The sequence below is a fragment of the Paenibacillus sp. UMB7766-LJ446 genome (genome assembly GCF_030226665.1).
In the GTDB taxonomy this organism is placed as follows: Bacteria; Bacillota; Bacilli; order Paenibacillales; family Paenibacillaceae; genus Paenibacillus; species Paenibacillus vandeheii.
Map to the genome: position 1 here is coordinate 418,847 of NZ_JASOYM010000004.1, position 18,886 is coordinate 437,732.

Here is an 18,886-nt window from a genome sequence, read left to right on the forward strand (position 1 = left end):
TTGACATCTAATTATTGTGTAACTATACTTTGATTCGAATACAGAACATTACTATTCAGATCAAAAACGTTCTGGGGAGGATTTCAAATTCGTAGCGGGGGGATGGATATGTTCGGATCATTCCCAACGATTATTCAGCCTTTCCCTATAAAACAGATGCCACGCTGAACGTTTGCATGTCAGCCAATCCCAGCATTCCGGACATGAACAATCAAGCCGTGCAAAAGCAAGTAGAGCAATTGACCGGTATTAAAGTGAACTTTATTACACCGTCCGTTGGACAGGAGGAGGATGCCTTTACTCTGATGATCTCATCCGGCGAGCTTCCCGATATCATTATCAATCCCGAACGTTACCCTGGGGGCTTGAGGCCGGATTGAATGACGGCACTTACATGGAGCTCACTGATTTTTTGTAAAAGGAGTATACGTCGTTTCAATCAAAGACTAATAGGAGTGATTTACATGAATAAAGAGAAGATGTTACAGATACCCCGCCCGGAATACCCTCGCCCTCAGTGGGTGCGGAGCAATTGGACCAATCTTAACGGAACCTGGCAGTTTGAAATGGATCATGGAAAAAGCGGAAAAGAACGCGGCTATGAGCATCCCGGCCATCATCTCGCTGGAACGATCACCGTTCCATTCTGCCCAGAAAGCAAGCTGTCCGGTGTGACATATACCGATTTTATGGCGGCGGTATGGTATAAACGGGAATTCTCTATCCCGGATAACTGGATGAACGGACGCATTTTGCTTCATTTTGGCGCTGTTGATTATGAAGCGGAGATCTGGGTCAACGGAAAAGCCGTTGGTAAGCATCGGGGTGGCTACTCACCCTTCCATTTTGACATCACATCACATGTCTCATCGGGTACAAATGTAGTCACGGTGTATGCGGAAGATGATGTGCGTTCTGGGTGCCAGCCGCGAGGCAAACAGAGCGAACAATTCCATTCACATGGCTGTGATTACACCCGGACTACGGGGATCTGGCAGACCGTGTGGCTGGAGCAGGTGCCAGAGGTGTATCTATCCGACATGAAAGTCGTCGCTGATCCGGATAATTCATGCGTGCACCTGGAAGCGAATATATGCGGTAACGCTGCTGGAGGTGAACTGACTGCAAATGCCCGCTTTGAAGGAAAGGATGTTGGGTCGACAACCGCGGTTGTTCATGGTCCTTCGGTGAAGCTTACCGTTCCATTATCCGAGATCCATTTATGGGAGCCGGGGCATGCCAAACTTTATGATCTGGAACTGAAGCTGAATAAACAGGATCAGACCAGCGATACGGTTGCTTCGTATTTTGGACTACGGACGGTAAGGCTGGATGGTATGGCGTTTCGTATCAATGAGAAATCCATTTTTCAGCGGCTCGTGCTGGATCAGGGATTTTACCCGGAAGGCATCTATACGGCACCCAGCGACGAGGACCTGCGCAAGGATATCGAAATCTCTATGGAGCTTGGCTTTAATGGGGCGAGATTGCACGAAAAGATGTTTGAGCCGCGTTTCCTGTATTGGGCTGACCAGTTAGGCTATCTGGTATGGGGAGAACATGCCAACTGGGGACTGGATATTACAACGACCGAAAGTCTGGCCCGGTTCCTGCCGGAATGGATGGAAGGTATGGAACGTGACTTCAATCATCCATCGCTTATCGGTTGGTGTCCGTTCAACGAAACGTGGGATCGTGGTGGGACGCGTCAGGATAACGACGTGCTCCGTATTGTCTATGAGATGACTAAACGAATGGACCCGACACGTCCTGTCATTGATACCAGCGGTAACTTTCATGTGGTGACAGATATCTTCGATTTGCATGACTATGATCAGAATCCGGAAACGTTCCGTGCCAGATATGAACCGATGAAAAGCGGCGGGGAAGTGTTCAATACGTTTCCGGAGCGGCAGACGTATGAAGGGCAGCCTTATTTTATCAGTGAGTACGGTGGTATCTGGTGGAACCCGGATCAGCAGGATGAGAATGCTTGGGGATATGGAGATAGACCCCAATCTGAAGAGGCTTTCATTGCGCGTTACGAGGGATTAACCAATGTCCTGCTGGACCATCCAAAGATGTTCGGGTTTTGCTATACCCAGCTGTATGATGTGGAACAGGAAGTGAATGGACTGTACACCTATGACCGACGTCCCAAATTCGACCCGGAAATCATTCGTCGAATCAATTCCCGCAAGGCTGCTATCGAAGATTGAACGTTGAAGGGTTAGTTACGTGCTTGATTCATAATCCGATAGGAGAGGGAGCGTGACTGTAGATGAAAATCATGAATTACAGGAGCAAATTGTTGCTGGCCTTATGTGCATTTCTTATTTTTCCAATGGGACAGACGACACATGCAGCTACCGTTCAGAACAACTTCTATAATGTGGTGATGCAGGATGGAGCTGATCCATGGGTTTACAAGCACACAGACGGATTCTACTATTTCACCAAAACGACAGGCGGAGACGTTACCATCTGGAAGTCAGCACAATTAACAACCGTTGATGCGGCTCCAACCACGGTTGTAAATACCGGCTGCTGCGGCATCTGGGCCCCTGAGCTTCATTACATCAACGGTGCATGGTATATCTATTATGCCAAGGATGATGGAGATAACGTCAATCACCGCATGTATGTTATGGAGAATACATCAGCTGATCCCACACAGGGAACCTGGCAATACAAAGGACAGATTACGGACCCAACCAACAAATGGGCCATCGACGGGACGGTATTACAGGTGAACGGACTGCTCTACTTCCTCTGGTCGGGATGGGAAGGAGATACGAATGTACGGCAGAATCTGTATATTGCCCATATGAGCAATCCATGGACCATCGATTCGAATCGTGTGGAGATTGCTCGACCAACCTACACCTGGGAAACCAATCATTCTCCGAATGTAAATGAAGGACCGCAGGTAATCGTTCGAAAGGGTGTCATCAGTCTTGTGTACTCGGCAAGTGGCAGCTGGACCAATGATTATTGTCTGGGGCTTATTACTGCCAGCGCCTCAAGCAATTTGCTGAATCCGGCATCCTGGAGCAAGCGAAGTCAGCCTATCTTCCAATCCGGTAACGGCCTTTACGGTCCGGGTCATCATTCCTTTACCAAGTCTCCTGACGGGACCGAGGACTGGATCATGTACCACACAGCAAAATTCAATAATTCCGGATGGAATCGAGAAATCCGCATACAGAAGTTCACCTGGAATGCCGACAATACCCCCAATTTGGGTACACCGGTGAATCCCAACGCTCCTATTGCCTTGCCTTCGGGAGAAAAGCCGATTGTTCGATATGAAGGAGAAGAGGGAACTTATGGTGGGATCGCTTACGCTTCCCAAAGTCCTTCCGGTTCAGGTGGCATGAAAGCTGGACATATCGATACTGCGGACAGCTATGTGGAATTTAACGTCAATGCAGCGACTACTGGCCAGTATATTCTTCTGGCAAGGACGGCGAATGGCACCGCAGGTGGCAACTGGTCCAACCTGCTGCTGAGTGTAAATGAAGGCACGGCCAGCCCTTTCTACATCACGAACAAGGGATGGGAGAACTGGGGCCTGTCTACAGCGAGAATTCAGCTGAAGGCTGGTGTGAACAAAATTCGCTTCTCCAAAGGTGAAGGATATGGAGAACTGGATTTTTTTGATATCAAACCTGCAAATTAGAAAATTATGATACGATTCCAACCCTGCCAGTGTCCCATGTGGACCTTGGCGGGGTTTTAATGTTTTAAAATTGAAACTTCATTCCATTCATATTCAGTTCATAAAAGTACGTTATTCTTCCCCTATAAACGATATGGGAGGAACCACAATTGAACAATACAGAGCAAAGAGCAACAGGCAATGACCTTGGAGAATGGGCGATTGAAGCACAAGGACTCGTGAAAACGTTTGGAGATAAACATGCAGTGGATGGTGTGAATCTGAATGTAAAGGCGGGTACAATCTACGGCGTACTGGGTCCAAATGGAGCAGGGAAAACAACAACGATTCGTATGCTGGGCACGCTGCTTCGGCCAGATGGAGGATCGGCCAAAATATTTGGGCATGATGTGGTGAAGGAGTCACATATCGTACGCCAGCTGATTGGACTCACAGGACAATATGCATCCGTTGACGAGTCACTTAGTGCCAATGAAAACTTGATGATATTTTCACGGCTATTGGGCCTTGGCCGCGCAGAATCCAAACGCAAGACAGCTGAGCTTCTCGAAGAATTCGGCTTGACGGAAGCGGCGAAACGTCCGATCAAAGGGTTCTCGGGAGGGATGCGCCGCCGTCTGGATCTGGCAGCAAGCCTTATTGCTCAGCCGCCGCTGATCTTTCTGGATGAACCGACGACGGGACTCGATCCACGGACACGTGCACAGATGTGGAATACGATCCGGCAGTTGGTCAAAACAGGTTCAACAGTGCTTCTGACGACACAATACCTTGATGAAGCAGATCAACTGGCCGATCGTGTTGCCGTAATCGATCAGGGTCATGTTGTGGCAGAGGGCACGGTGGATGATTTGAAAGCTTCAGTTGGTACTGCATCACTTCAGCTGCGCATCCAGGAACCGACACGGATTGAACACGCTCGGCAGATTGTGGAGCAGATCCTTCGGACAGAATCCAGTGTATCGGCGGAAGCAGGGAAGATTACTGCACCCATGGCGAATGCGAATATTGCAGCAGATTTGCTGATCGCCTTCCGTTCCGCAGGCATTGATCTGGCAGAGATGAGTGTCCAGAAACCTACACTTGATGAAGTGTTTCTGACCATTACAGGCCAAGATGCGAGTGGTCATGCGTCTCAAACATCTCAAGAATCTCAAAAATCAAATGCAGTGAAGGAGTTGCGAGCATGAACAGTACAATAGCGAAACAAAACCCAAGTCGGAAGCTGAGAAAATACACAAGCTTTGGGCAAACCGTCCGGAATTCCTTGACGATGGCTTATCGTGGGATTTTGAAGGTTCGGCGTACACCAGAGCAGTTATTTGATGTTACACTACAGCCGATCATTTTCACCATGATGTTTACGTACATTTTTGGCGGTGCGATCTCGGGAAATATTCAAGCTTATTTGTTGGTGATTATTCCGGGTATACTGGTCCAGACGGTAATTACAAGCTCCGTTGTTACGGGGGTGCAATTGCGTGAGGATATGGATAAAGGGGTATTCGACCGGTTCAAATCGCTGCCTATAGCTCGTATTGCGCCACTGGCTGGAGCATTGCTGGCAGACACGATTCGATATACCATTGCAACGTTCCTTACCTTTACGATTGGCTATTTATTGGGATATAGCCCTGCAGGTGGACTAGGTCATGTCGCTTTGGCAGGATTGCTGGTTATTATATGCGCTTGGGCAATCAGTTGGATATTTGCTTTTCTTGGTGTTATTGCTCGTACAGCTTCCAGTGTACAGGGGATTTCTATGCTCGTGCTGTTTCCGCTCACCTTTGCTTCGAACGCTTTCGTTCCGGTAGATACGATGCCGAATTGGCTTCAGTGGGTTGTCAATGTCAATCCGATATCCCATCTGGTCTCAGCTGTACGGGAGTTGGCGAATCAAGGGACAATGGGAACCGATCTGGTGACTAGCCTAGCCGGAGCTGCGGTCATTGTCGCCATTTTTGCACCATTAACTGTACGGGCATATATGCGTAGAACATAATTGAAAATCATGAAATTTTGCTGAAAAGTAATGGATGTCAGGAAAGAGACGTTATGCCCGCAGGGTATACGGTCTCCTTCTTGACAGAATGTGAAGGATAAGGCAAGGTTGAAAAAATGGAGGTGGTCACATTGACAAGCATATTGGTCGTTGATGACGACCCGCATATCCGAGAGCTGGTAGGACATTTTTTGCAGCAGGAAGGTTTGCATGTAATCGAGGCTGTTGACGGACTGGATGCACTGCGATTACTCGCTGACCATAAGGTCGACCTGGTCGTTCTCGATATTATGATGCCGGGTATGGATGGATGGGAGCTGTGCCGTCAGTTGAGAGAGCAGACGGATCTGCCGCTCCTGATGTTAACGGCAAAAGGGGAAACTTCGCAGATCATTAAAGGATTTACACTTGGGACGGATGATTATTTAGTAAAGCCTTTTGACCCGCTGGTACTGGTCGCACGGGTGAAGGCTTTGTTGAAACGATATCGTATTATGACTTCACAAGTGATACCCCTTGGAGAACTTGTTCTGCGGCGTGATACGTATGAGTGCAAGCAGGGGGATCAGGATATTGTGTTGCCACGCAAGGAATTTGAACTGTTGTTTACTCTTGCGAGTTATCCTGGCAAGACCTTTACCCGGGATCAGTTAATCGAAAAGATCTGGGGTTATGATTATGAAGGGGACGAGAGAACGATTGATGTGCATATCAAGCGTCTTCGTGAACGGTTTCCGGAGGAAGAGCATGCTTTCGTCATTCGTACCATGCGAGGTTTGGGCTATCGTCTGGAGGTAAGGCAATGAAGCAGGGGCCCGGATTTCTTCATGTTGCCAGAAATTTCATTCTGATATCTCTGACCCTGTTTGCCTGCTGGACAGCGGCATTCTACATTACCAAGAGTGCGTATGCCTATATTTCGTGGAATCCGCATGATTTGATTAGTTTACTCATCAATGCCATGCTCGGATTTATTTTTTTCGGATTATTCATTGTCATTATCGGCCCGCTGGTCAAAGGTAGGGAATATGACTTCCTACACGAGATGATTCAGGCGTTAAGAAGTATTTCCCGTGGCGATTTTCGTGTGAATCTGGATTCGGCTTATGTGAAAAGAAACGGAAGGCCAGGACATAATCATCCGTTAGCCGAGCTGGTAGATAGTATTAACGATATGGCAGCGAATCTCAAAGTGATGGAAGATTTACGTCAGGAGTTCATCTCGAACGTATCACATGAGATCGGATCACCGCTCACGTCAATCAGCGGGTTCGCCAGAGCGTTGAAAAATAAAGATATGGATCAGGAGAAACGGGAAAAGTATCTGACGATCATTGAGACGGAATGTGTCCGTTTGTCCAGACTCAGTGATAATTTGATGAAACTTGCCGTTCTGGATTCATCCGAGCATGCCTCTCATAAAACATCTTACCGATTGGATCGACAGCTGGTGACTCTTGTTCTGGCTTGCGAACCCCAATGGGATGACAAAAAAATTGATATGAACGTAGAGCTGGAAGAAGTTGAAATTTTTGCTGACGAGGACTTGATGATTCAGTTATGGATCAACCTGATTCATAATGCAATCAAGTTCACACCAGAAGGTGGAACGATTGGTATTTTCCTAACGCAGAGTGAAGACAAGGTCAGTGTTCGCATTACGGATAGTGGTCCTGGTATCACCAAACAGGATCAGCTTCGCATATTCGAACGGTTCTACAAGGTGGATCAATCCCGTACACGTTCCATGGGAGGCAGTGGGCTGGGCTTATCCATCGTGCATAAAATTGTGGAGATGCATGATGGCACCATCTCTGTGTTTAGTGAACCGGGAGAAGGTGCGACATTCACGGTACAACTTCCGGCCCATTCAGCTTAAAAGAATGCAATAAAGGGTAATCGATGGACGTTGTCTGTCAATTACCCTTTTTATTTCAATGAATTCGGCTTTTTTTGTACAAAATAAGAGATACAAGTGATAATTTACAGGAAAGCCAAACCCATAAGGTCGTAAGGAGTGAGCAAAGTGCTGATATCTTCTACTCACCAAAAGCGTCTGACTGACATAATGAATTCATTCCCGATACAGCCAAAGTATTCAAAAGCACAACTGCTGATTAATGATCTGAAATTAAGCTCTTCGGGAGAGATTGATATATTCTATTCTCCGCATAATGAATATATCAATCCTTCCGCAAAAGTCATGCTTGTGGGCATCACACCAGGTTGGCAACAGATGGAGATTGCTTATAGAACGGCCATCCAAGCTCTGAAGGAACATCATTCATATGAGCAAGCCTGTAAAAAAGCCAAAATGGCGGCAAGAATGGCCGGCTCCATGCGTACCAATTTGATTCAAATGCTCCAGGAGATAGGGCAGCATGACTACTTATCAGTGCCCCATGTGCAAAGGCTATTTGAAGCAGACTGTACATTGTTACATACAACTTCCCTGATTCGATATCCGGTCTACGTGAATAAGCAAAATTACAATGGACACCAGCCTTCCATTACTAAAAATGAATTTCTGTATGAAGCCATACTTGAGTCTTTTCTTCCAGAATTGGAGCAGCTGAAGCATCCTCTTATTATTCCATTAGGAAAGTCGGTGGAGGCTGTACTTCATCAATTGCTTGATGAACATCGGATAGACAATGGGAAAATTTTATGGGGATTCCCTCATCCATCTGGTGCCAACGGCTCTCGTGTGACACAGTTTCTTCATAACAAGGCGGGGATGCAGAACATTCTGAGGGGATGGCGTAATTAAATTTCTTACGTGCTTCTTGCTTTTTACAAATTCAATAATAGTATAATGATTACGACTACATGACATGGAAACAGGAAAAGAGGAAACAAATGCCTACAATACTAGTTGCTGACGATGATCCGAATATTCGGGAGCTCGTCTGTTTATTTTTGAAAAATGACGGATTCGAAACGGCAGAAGCTGCGGATGGCAAGGAGGCACTGACCGTTTACGGCTCAACACATGTCGATCTTGTTGTGCTTGATATCATGATGCCTATCATGGATGGTTGGACGTTATGCAAGGAGCTGCGAAGAGCCAATCCTGATCTTCCGTTGCTCATGCTGACGGCGAGAGGGGAGACCTGGGAGAAAGTGAAGGGATTCGAACTGGGGACTGATGATTATCTGACGAAACCGTTTGATCCGTTGGAGCTCACGGCTCGTGTTCGAGCATTACTGAAACGATACAAAATCGGCTCCACGCAGACGATCCATTTCGGCAACGTCATCCTGGATCGACAAACCTACAAGGTGACAAGCGGAACAGAGTCGCTTACGTTGCCGCTCAAGGAGTTCGAATTGCTCTATAAACTCGCTGGAACACCCGGACAAGTCTATACACGTGAGCAATTGATCGATCAAATCTGGGGTATTGATTACGCCGGTGATGATCGAACGATAGACGTACATATTAAACGCCTGCGTGAACGGTTCGCAACAACACCCGATTTTCGGATCGAAACGGTGCGAGGTCTGGGGTACCGGCTTGAGGTTTACGAATGATTAGATCGTTATATATCCGTGTGGTCCTGACATTTCTGGTCTCCGTCATCGCCGGCACAGTCATTTCTTTTTTTATGTCCACGATGATATTTGAAGATCAATTGAATGAAAATGCTCAAATTAACATACGTAACTTCGGCCAAGATGTCGTGCAGATTTACAAGACCCTTCCATTAAGTGAAGCAGAATCGTTCGTGAGTGGAATGAAGCTACTGAATTCATATCATATTCGAATTTACGATGCATCGGGTCAGTTCCAGTCGTATGGAAAGCTTAACGGACATAAATCGGCCACGGTGACGAAAGAGCAACTAAAGAAAGTGTTAGATGGAGGCGTAGTCCAGGACAATCCGAACGGTATTGCAACAGTTCTTTTAGGTTTACCGGTGAAAACGGAAATGGGAGCGAAAGCAATGTTTTTTGAGACGCTCTCTCCACCTTCTTCCTTGTTTGTCGTCCAATGGGCTTCGATCTTTGCAACCTGTTCATTGCTTGCAGGAAGTATTATCATTCTGATTGCTTCCGTATTTCTGGTTAGACCGATCAAAAAACTGACAAAGGCGACCAAACGGATCGCTGCTGGAGATTTCAATGTTAAGCTGAATATCAAGCAAACCGGAGAACTGGGGACGCTGGCACGAAGCTTCGAAGAAATGATGCATGATCTGCAGCAGTTGGAGCAGATGCGCAGGGAATTTGTAACGAATGTGTCACACGAGGTTCAATCTCCGCTTACTTCGATATCCGGTTATGCTCAAGCACTGAAACAAGTCAATCTCGCAGATCATGAACGAAGTCGTTATCTTGATATTATCATCGCCGAGGCGAAGCGGATGTCTAAAATGAGTGATAATCTGCTCAAGCTGAGTGTGCTCGAATCGCAGTCACAGCAACCGCGACTTAGCACACTGAGCCTGGATGAACAGATCAGGCGGGTCATTGTAACTCTCCAGCCACAATGGTCTTCACGCAATATTCATTTTGAACTGGATTTACAGACCGTTAAAGTTACGGCTGATCACGACCAGTTGAACCAGGTATGGACGAACATTCTCAGCAACGGTATCAAATTTTCCAAGGATGGCGGCGTAATTGACGTCGATATCAAGCAGGATGCCAAAAATGTATCCGTACGAATCTCCGATACGGGCATCGGAATTCCTCTCGAAGACCAGAAGCGTATTTTTGAACGATTTTTCAAGTCGGATCGTTCTCATAGTCGCAAGTATGGCGGTAGTGGTATGGGGCTTGCCATTGTTAAACAGATTGTATCGCTTCATCAAGGTGATATTGAGGTGGAGAGCGAAGTGGGTCAGGGAACGACCTTTATCGTTTCATTGCCAATCACGCCACCCACCGATATTTAGACATAAAGGAGAGATGAATGTATAGAACAGAATATTACACTGGATTATGGTTTAACCGAATTTTCAGGCCACGTTTCAAATACAAGCTTCCTTGTATTTGAAACGTGGCCTTTATTTGTTAGTTCATACTCCGTTCATATTGTCGTCACGGTGAGGACAACTTGGTTGGTTAGGCTTGAATTAACGCTTGTTACGGCCATTAACCAGATGAGGACAGGAGCAGATGTATGTGACACAAGAAAGAGAGAAGAAAATGGTGGAATAAAATGGAAGAGGATATTAACCCGTCGTGATTCTACCCAGTTATGAAACAGCCGTACCAGCACTAGATTTTAAGCCGCTTATCTCAGAGCTGACTCCATATTATAAAGTGGTCGTGGTTGAGCCTGGATTGAGTGATCAGACCGAAAAGTAACGCAGTACGGCAAATATCGTAAGTGAAATTCATGAAGCTTTACAGAGTCTCCATATCGAGCGTTATATCCTTATGGGTCATTCCATTTCGGGAATTTATGAAGGAAATCCAATAATGTGTTCACGGAATTTATCCGCCAATGACGTCACCGTAATTATTAATTTATTTGCTTGTTCATATTCAGTTCATATTGACGTCACGGAGAGTACATTTTCATTAGTTAAGATTTCATTAATGGCAATGAAGCAAGCCTAACCAACAGTTCAAGACAGGAGAAGATGAGAGTGACACAACCAGAAGAAAAGAAAGCTAAGAATGGATCGAAGGCCAAGAAAGTACGAAACATGATACTTAAAATACTAGGAGCAATCGTAATCGCGATTGTTTTGTTTCTAGGTATTGTTTATATCACGAATGTGATCAGTACTAATTCAGAGGCGAAAAAGATAGAGACTTACGGCCAACACGTATCTGTAGACGGGAAAAATATGAATGTGTTCATTCAAGGCGAAGGCAAGGAAACGATCGTGCTTCTGCCAGGCTATGGAACAGCTGCACCAGCACTTGATTTTAAGCTGCTTATCGATGAGCTATCTCCATATTACAAAGTTGTAGCGGTTGAGCCATTTGGTTATGGATTAAGTGATGGAACTGAAAAAGAACGAACGGCAGAAAATATCGTAAGTGAAGTTCATGAAGCTTTACAACAGCTTAACATTAACGAGTATATCCTTATGGGCCACTCCATTGCAGGCATTTACGGCATTGATTATGTGAACAAATATCCAAACGAGGTGACGGCATTTGTCGGAATCGATAGCAGTGTTTCAACACAACCGGGTATGGATGCCAAATTACCTACAAAAATGTTCGGATTCCTTAAAAAATCAGGTCTCCAAAGATTAGTGGTCAAATTTGGTGAAGGGCCTTATGTTGGACTCCCATTTGATGAGCACACCGTAGAGCAGATGGAAATGCTGTCGAATAAAAACTCGAATAGTTCCACGATGTTGAATGAGATGGACCATATTTCTTCCAATTTCAAAGGGGCTCAAGGACTAACCTTCCCTAAAGACCTTCCACTTCTGCTCCTTATTCAAGAGAATAATGAAGGTGTAGAAGGATGGATACCTTTGCACGAAGGACAGATCAAAGACTCGGTACATGGAAAAGTAATAACAATGGATGGCGAGCATTACTTGCACCATACGTTATCTAAAGAAATAGCTGAAGATGTTAGAGCATTCCTGAACGAAGCGAAGTAAATATCCTGTAAAAGTCTAATGTAAATTCACAGATGTGCATTAATTAAATATGAAAAACCGTCCTCAGGGCGGTTTTTCATAGTATGACCAATTTGGCTGATACGTAATGAAAGAGAGTGATACAAATGAGATTATTTGAAATACTTTTAGTTTTATCCTGTTTCGCTTTACTCGTAGATCTATTGTTTATTAAAAGAAGTGCAAAGAAAACAGGATTGGGTTTGGGGATCGGAAGTAGCGTTATACTCGTAGTTCAATTGTTGGTTGAGGGATATAGATGGCAGTTGCTTGTGGTATATATCATGACGGCTCTATTCATACTTATTGTTTTACTCAGACATTCCGAAAAGATGATCAATCTAAAAATAGGAAAGCTGTTGAAATATAGTTTATCTTCCCTAATTGTCATTCTGCTGGTTGCTTCTACTGCCTTGTCTGTATACTTACCTGTCTTTAATTTGCCGAAGCCGGATGGTCCAGAGAAAGTGGGTACTCAAACCTTTCATTTTACGGACCAGAACAGAGACGAAGTCTTAACTGAAGATCAAAGCGACAAGAGGGAACTAATGGTTCAAGTCTGGTATCCTACTGAGAACATGAATAACAACAAGCGTGACACGCTGTTTCCAAATAATAAAGAAATGTTCAAAAAGTATATTCAGAGCTTCTCTGCTTCTTTAAAACTGCCCGAATTTTTGCTCGACTACTTGAAGTATAGTCAAACCAACTCTTATGAAAATGTAGAAATATTACCTTCCACAAGTCCTTATCCCGTGGTACTGCTATCTCATGGTATGGGAACCAGTAGAATTCTACAAGCATCACAGGCGGAGAGTCTGGCCAGTCATGGGTTTATCGTAGTAACAATCGATCATACGTACAGCACCTTTGCTACCCTTTTTCCGGATGGCCGTGTAACGGGCTATAAAACAAAGATGACAACCATAGATGATCGTACAAAAATCGGGAAAATATGGACAAAAGATGTGGAGTTTGTAATCGATCAAATTGAAAAGCTGAATTCAGGTGCAATTGAAAGTCAATTTAAAGGGAAGATCGATTTAAAAAACATAGGCGTGATGGGGCATTCTTTTGGGGGTGCAACCGCATTTAATGCAACGTATTTAGATCATCGAATCAAGGCCGGGGTCAATATGGACGGGTCACTAAATGAAGTGGAAAACAGAGATGATATAAACAAGCCGTTTATGTTCATCCGATCGGGAGGTTTTAAAGACTGGTTAGTCAATTTTGAAAATGATAGAAATTCGGATAATGAAGTCAATAAATTTCTCTCAGATGAGCTGCACATTATGAAAAATGTTATCGAACATGGGGGAAATGTGATTTATGTAGAAGGAACGCAGCACTTCAATTTCACGGACCTTCAATTCTATTCGGAGTTGATTAAACTGTCGGGGATAACAGGAGATATCAATGGTAAAAGAGGATCAAACATTGTTAATCAATATGTACTTGATTTCTTTAATAAACAATTGAAAGGAACGGGTGGAAATCTGATTCAGGGACCGAGCGACATGTATCCAGAGGTGAAATTTATAGACCCGGAAGAACTCTAATCAACCACAACATTTAAACTCAGGAGATGATGTGAATGGGACGACAAAAGGGAAAAAGAAATTCAATCGCTGCGTTAACCCTGGTGTTAACGATGTTAGCTCCGATGTCAGTAATGGCCACACCAGCTGCCGATAACAGGAGCAATCTTTTGTATGAACCAACCAAGAAAACAGTAGCGGAGAAAGCCAAGATCCTTACCGAGACGTACGGTACGACCAGTGTGCAATATGCATTAATCGATGGTGGAGAGATTGTGGTGTCCGGTCAAACGGGCAAAAACGATATAAATAACAAGATCCCGCTTACTTCGAATACGATCTATGGTATTGGTTCAACCAGTAAAATGGTACTTACCACTGCTGTAATGAAGCTGGTTGACGAAGGCAAGATTGATTTGGATGTGCCTGTTGTGAACTATATCCCTGACTTTAAAATGAAAGATCATCGCTACACACAAATCACACCGCGAATGCTGTTAAATCATTCTTCCGGTCTGCTTGGCAGTACTGGCAGCAATGCCACATTGTACGGAGATAATGATACGTATTCACATGATAACTTTCTGGAGCAATTGGCGAACCAAAACCTGAAGGCAGATCCCGGCGCATACTCGGTGTATAGTAACGACGGCTTTACGTTAGCCGAGATTATGGTTGAACGTGTTAGCGGCTTGAGCTTTACGGCTTTTATACACCACTATTTTACGAAGCCTCTGGACATGAAGCATACCAAAACACCACAGGATATCGTTGACCCAACAGATATGGCTGGAATCTATTCTCCTTTGGTTGACGGTCAGCTTCCCCAAGAGAATTATAATATCATCGCTACTGGAGGCATTTATTCCACCGCTGAAGATCTGGTAAAATTTTCACAAATCTTCACGGGAGAGGTCGAAGGCATTCTTTCCAGTAAGTCGATAGAGGCCATGGAGCAAGAAGAATACAAAAGAGGCATGTGGCCGGAGGATAGTGATTCGTCTATATCTTACGGGCTAGGGTGGGATAGTGTGAACTTGTTCCCATTCAGTGAATACGGCATCAAGGCCGTTACCAAAGGTGGAGATACCATATCGTATCACTCCTCATTAGTCGTACTGCCTGAATACAATTTGGCTGCAGCCGTTACTTCATCTGGTGGGACAAGTGCCAAAGATCAGTTCATTGCAAGTGAATTATTGCTCAGCGCACTTGAGGAAAAGGGCATCATTACAGAACGTAAGCCTGAAAAATCATTTGGCGTGCCAGTGAAGGCAGAGATACCCAAAGAAATATCCACGTATGCCGGTATATATGGCGGCAATAATTCAGTTAAAAAGATTGAAATGAATCATGCTGGACAAATGACTGTATCTGTACTCACAGCTCCGAATAATCCGGTTCAAGAATACACATATACAGCGGATGGCACTTTTGTTAACAAAGAAGGCACAGAAAAGTTGAAATTTGTTACGGAGAAGAATGGAAGGACGTATCTGTGGTCTCGATCTTATATATCGTTGCCAGGACTCGGACAGTTGGCTTTCTCAGAATATACAGCGGAGAAGCTGGAAGCCAATGAATTGTCCCAGGATATTACGGCTTCGTGGGAGAAGCGTGAAGGTAAAAGATATTACGTGGTAAATCAGAAATATACATCAACGGTTTATCTCAATTCATCACCAATCATTCCGATCAACTCGAATAAAGAGACGCCAGGGTACATGTCCAATAATAAGATTATTGGAGCAAATGAAGCAGTTACAGAGCTGCAAATCCCTGGCATGGCTGGACGTGATACAAAGGAAATTTATTTCTCTCAAAAGAACGGAGTAGAGTACATTACAGCCTTAGGTAGCGTATACGCCAGTGAGGAAATTGTACAACCACTCTATTCGGGCAAACAATCTGTAACTACGATTCAAGCAGACGGTTATGCCAAATGGTATTCTGTACCCGCAACGGTGAAAGGAAAAGTCATGACGGTAAAAATGCCTGAAAATGGCGCTTTCGCCGTATATGATCAAAAGGGTGTATGTATTAATCACACCGTGGTTAGCGGTAAGAATGAGGTTATTTTACCAGAAAACGGCCGCATTGTATTTGCAGGTGACGTGGATTCCACATTTGAAATTTCATTGAAATAGATGAATTCTAGTAAGGTAGCATGCTGAAGGTAGCAAGAACATGAACAGAAAAAAGTTGCAGAATGGTATTATCCCCTTTAAGTAGACAGCCGGCTAAATAGTTGACTGTCTTACGGTTAAGCTAAGGGGCAGGTTAACGCTATATCATAAATTCTCACATGTGATTGCTTCCTGAGGATTGCAAAACCATGGAAATAGGGGAGTTTAAAATAGATGTTGTGCCGTAGTTAGTTTTATGAAAGGAAGGTATAGGGGGGTATTTATTACGCTTCAAGCAAAGAGGATATCACTAAGGATGCACTTTGCACCAATGTTTATCTCAGAGTTAATATGATTGAGCTAACATGATACGTTAATTTAACGAAACTAAGAAGGCAGCCGATCAAAGTAATCGGCTGCTTTTGTTCAATTTAACTATAATTAGTTTGTCACTTCTGTTAGAAAGAAGTACGTGTGTTATAAGGAGTTTATCTTTGAGGTTCATATAGTGATAGAAAAGAGAACGGAAAAGGGGCATTATACAAAGAGAGAAGGCGATGCAGCTTGCAACGCCGACTCAGGATATATATGGGAGCAGCGGGACTTGTTTATGGAATTATGCAAAGAAGAAGATGTATTTATAGTAGAACAGAGTGATTTCAACCAATGAGGTAGCATGATTTAGAATTCTTCGCTCTTGCTCAACTGAAGAATTATTCTTTTTTAGGAGAGTGGAAACGATGCCTACGATATTAGTTGCTGACGACGATGCGAACATTCGCAAACTCGTCTGTTTATTTTTGCGCAACGACGGATTTACAACCATCAACGCCGTAGACGGAAAGGAAGCCCTGGCTATCTATACCTCCACGCCAGTCGATTTGGTTATTCTTGATATTATGATGCCAGTCATGGACGGTTGGGCATTATGCGAGGAACTTCGAAGAGCCAATCCGGATCTTCCGTTACTAATGTTGACGGCAAGAAACGAGACCTGGGAGAAAGTACAAGCATTTCAGCTCGGGACAGATGACTATATGACGAAGCCATTCGATCCGCTTGAGTTGATGGCTCGCGTCAAGGCACTGTTGAAACGATACCGTATAGGTTTAACGCAGACCATCCAATTAGGAAACGTTATTCTGAACCGGCAGACTTATAAGGTCCTGAGGGGTACAGAGTCGTTCACCTTGCCGCTTAAAGAGTTCGAATTATTGTATAAACTTGCTGGATTACCGGGACAAGTCTATACGCGGGAGCAATTAATCGATCAAGTTTGGGGAATTAATTATACTGGCGATGATCGAACGATAGACGTGCATATTAAACGTCTACGCGAACGTTTTGCCGATATCTCCGATTTTCGTATCGAAACGGTGCGGGGACTTGGCTACCGGCTAGAGGTGCAGGAGTGACCGGCTCCCTCTATACACGTGTAGTCCTGACCTTTCTGGTCTCCGTGATCGGGGGCACAATCCTTTCTTTTCTTGCTACAACCTGGATATTTCAAGATAAATTAAACGAAAACTTACAAGGCTCCTTGCTTGACTTTGGCCAGGATATCGTCCGCATCTACGAGACATTGCCTCTACGCGAAGCAGAAATGTTTATAAGTGAAATGAAACAACTCAACTCTTACCACATTCGAATCTATAAAGCAACGGGTCAGTTTCAATCCTATGGAGAACTTAAAGGACAACATCCTTTTCTAGTGACTACAGAACAAGTGAAGAAAGTGCTGGATGGAGGAAGAGTCCAAGTTAATGGAATCGATACGATCTTCTTGGGATTGCCGATAAAAACTGAAATGGGAAGCATAGCAATGTTTGTAGAGCCCCTCACTTCCTCTTCCACCTCATTTCTTATCAAGTTTGTTGTAACCTTTTTGATTTGTTCGTTGTTAGCAGGAAGCCTATTGATACTAATTGCGGCTATTTTTCTGGTAAGACCGATCAAAAAATTGACAGAAGCGACCCGGCTTATAGCTGCTGGAGATTTCAGCGTCAAGCTTAATATTAAACAAAAGGGTGAGATAGGTACTTTGGCTCGCAGCTTCGAAGAAATGATGCACGATCTACAACAGCTTGAGCAGATGCGCAGGGAATTCGTAGCAAACGTGTCCCATGAAGTTCAGTCTCCACTCACTTCCATTTCCGGTTTTGCTATAGCGCTCAAGCAGGTAGACATCCCGGATGACGAACGAAGCTCTTATCTCGACATTATCATCACTGAGACTGCACGGATGTCCAAAATAAGTGATAGTCTGCTAAAGCTGAGTTTGCTCGAATCTCAGTCATTGCAAATGCGACTTGCCACGCTCAGTCTGGATGAACAGATCAGACGAGTAATCGTCGCTATTCAACCCCAATGGTCGGCCCGTAACATTCAGTTCGATCTTGATTTGCAGCCCGCTAAAATCACGGCCGATCATGACCAGTTAAATCAGGTGTGGATCAATATCTTCGGCAATGCGATCAAATTTTCCGAAGAGGGTGCCCGAATTAGCATCAGGATCAAACAGAATATCAAGAACGTGACGATCTGCATATCGGATTCGGGTATTGGTATTCTCCCGGAAGACCAAAAGCGTATATTTGACCGCTTCTTTAAAGCTGATCGTTCCCACAGTCAAAAATATGAAGGAAGCGGTATGGGACTAGCTATTGTAAAGCAGATCGTCTCGCTTCATCAAGGGGACATCCGGGTGGAGAGCGAATATGGACGAGGAACGACCTTCATAGTCATCTTGCCAATCACAACACCCACAGAGTGATTGGATTTCATGCCTTCTCTAGGCTATGACACGCTGTATAAACCTCCTTGCGTATGATGATGCAAACTTTTTTGCCTGTTCATCCTCCGTTCATGCTGTAGTCATTAGGGGGACATCTTGGTTTGTTATATTGTCTTTAGCGCCCACGTTATGGTGGCTTAAC

At 44.5% G+C, this 18,886-nt stretch carries 15 protein-coding genes and 1 pseudogene; all 16 read left to right on the forward strand.

Features of this window, described 5'->3' with window-relative positions:
• The first annotated feature begins 203 nt into the window (after positions 1–203).
• Positions 204–380 carry a hypothetical protein gene (locus tag QP794_RS12930; RefSeq protein WP_285077063.1) on the forward strand — a complete coding sequence of 59 codons (177 nt, stop codon included), beginning with the start codon at positions 204–206 and terminating at the stop codon, positions 378–380.
• Between the two features lie 84 nt (positions 381–464).
• Positions 465–2,219, forward strand: coding sequence for a glycoside hydrolase family 2 protein (locus QP794_RS12935; protein WP_285077065.1), 1,755 nt, complete (start codon positions 465–467; stop codon positions 2,217–2,219).
• A gap of 62 nt (positions 2,220–2,281) precedes the next feature.
• Positions 2,282–3,682 carry a family 43 glycosylhydrolase gene (locus QP794_RS12940; RefSeq protein ID WP_285077067.1) on the forward strand — a complete coding sequence of 467 codons (1,401 nt, stop codon included), beginning with the start codon at positions 2,282–2,284 and terminating at the stop codon, positions 3,680–3,682.
• Positions 3,683–3,831: 149 nt separating this feature from the next.
• Positions 3,832–4,872 carry an ATP-binding cassette domain-containing protein gene (locus QP794_RS12945; RefSeq protein WP_285077068.1) on the forward strand — a complete coding sequence of 347 codons (1,041 nt, stop codon included), beginning with the start codon at positions 3,832–3,834 and terminating at the stop codon, positions 4,870–4,872.
• On the forward strand, positions 4,869–5,684 hold the full coding sequence (locus QP794_RS12950) for an ABC transporter permease (RefSeq protein ID WP_285077071.1): 816 nt from the start codon (positions 4,869–4,871) through the stop codon (positions 5,682–5,684). The genes QP794_RS12945 and QP794_RS12950 overlap by 4 nt, the downstream gene beginning before the upstream one ends.
• Positions 5,685–5,815: 131 nt before the next feature.
• Positions 5,816–6,490: a response regulator transcription factor gene (locus tag QP794_RS12955; protein ID WP_285077072.1), complete on the forward strand. Its 675-nt coding sequence runs from the start codon at positions 5,816–5,818 to the stop codon at positions 6,488–6,490.
• The gene (locus tag QP794_RS12960; protein ID WP_285077074.1) at positions 6,487–7,563 is read left to right on the forward strand and encodes a sensor histidine kinase; all 1,077 of its coding nucleotides are present in this window, start codon (positions 6,487–6,489) and stop codon (positions 7,561–7,563) included. Before QP794_RS12955 ends, QP794_RS12960 begins: the two co-directional genes overlap by 4 nt.
• A 147-nt stretch (positions 7,564–7,710) precedes the next feature.
• Positions 7,711–8,454: a hypothetical protein gene (locus QP794_RS12965; protein ID WP_285077076.1), complete on the forward strand. Its 744-nt coding sequence runs from the start codon at positions 7,711–7,713 to the stop codon at positions 8,452–8,454.
• A gap of 89 nt (positions 8,455–8,543) precedes the next feature.
• Positions 8,544–9,218 carry a response regulator transcription factor gene (locus QP794_RS12970; RefSeq protein ID WP_285077078.1) on the forward strand — a complete coding sequence of 225 codons (675 nt, stop codon included), beginning with the start codon at positions 8,544–8,546 and terminating at the stop codon, positions 9,216–9,218.
• A complete protein-coding gene (locus tag QP794_RS12975; protein WP_285077080.1) occupies positions 9,215–10,585 on the forward strand; it encodes a HAMP domain-containing sensor histidine kinase in 1,371 nt (456 codons plus the stop codon). The genes QP794_RS12970 and QP794_RS12975 overlap by 4 nt, the downstream gene beginning before the upstream one ends.
• A 289-nt stretch (positions 10,586–10,874) precedes the next feature.
• Positions 10,875–11,103, forward strand: a pseudogene (locus QP794_RS12980) (alpha/beta fold hydrolase); the annotation flags it as partial.
• A 181-nt stretch (positions 11,104–11,284) separates the two neighbouring features.
• Positions 11,285–12,265, forward strand: a complete 981-nt coding sequence (locus QP794_RS12985; RefSeq protein WP_285077082.1) for an alpha/beta hydrolase — start codon at positions 11,285–11,287, stop codon at positions 12,263–12,265.
• Between the two features lie 125 nt (positions 12,266–12,390).
• Complete coding sequence (locus QP794_RS12990; RefSeq protein WP_285077084.1) at positions 12,391–13,845, forward strand: alpha/beta hydrolase family protein; 1,455 nt, start codon at positions 12,391–12,393, stop codon at positions 13,843–13,845.
• A 35-nt stretch (positions 13,846–13,880) separates the two neighbouring features.
• On the forward strand, positions 13,881–15,971 hold the full coding sequence (locus tag QP794_RS12995) for a serine hydrolase domain-containing protein (RefSeq protein WP_285077086.1): 2,091 nt from the start codon (positions 13,881–13,883) through the stop codon (positions 15,969–15,971).
• A gap of 719 nt (positions 15,972–16,690) precedes the next feature.
• Entirely contained in the window at positions 16,691–17,365 is a 675-nt protein-coding gene (locus tag QP794_RS13000) for a response regulator transcription factor (RefSeq protein ID WP_024634381.1), read from the forward strand.
• The gene (locus QP794_RS13005) at positions 17,362–18,723 is read left to right on the forward strand and encodes a sensor histidine kinase (RefSeq protein ID WP_285077089.1); all 1,362 of its coding nucleotides are present in this window, start codon (positions 17,362–17,364) and stop codon (positions 18,721–18,723) included. Before QP794_RS13000 ends, QP794_RS13005 begins: the two co-directional genes overlap by 4 nt.
• The last annotated feature ends 163 nt before the right edge of the window (positions 18,724–18,886 follow it).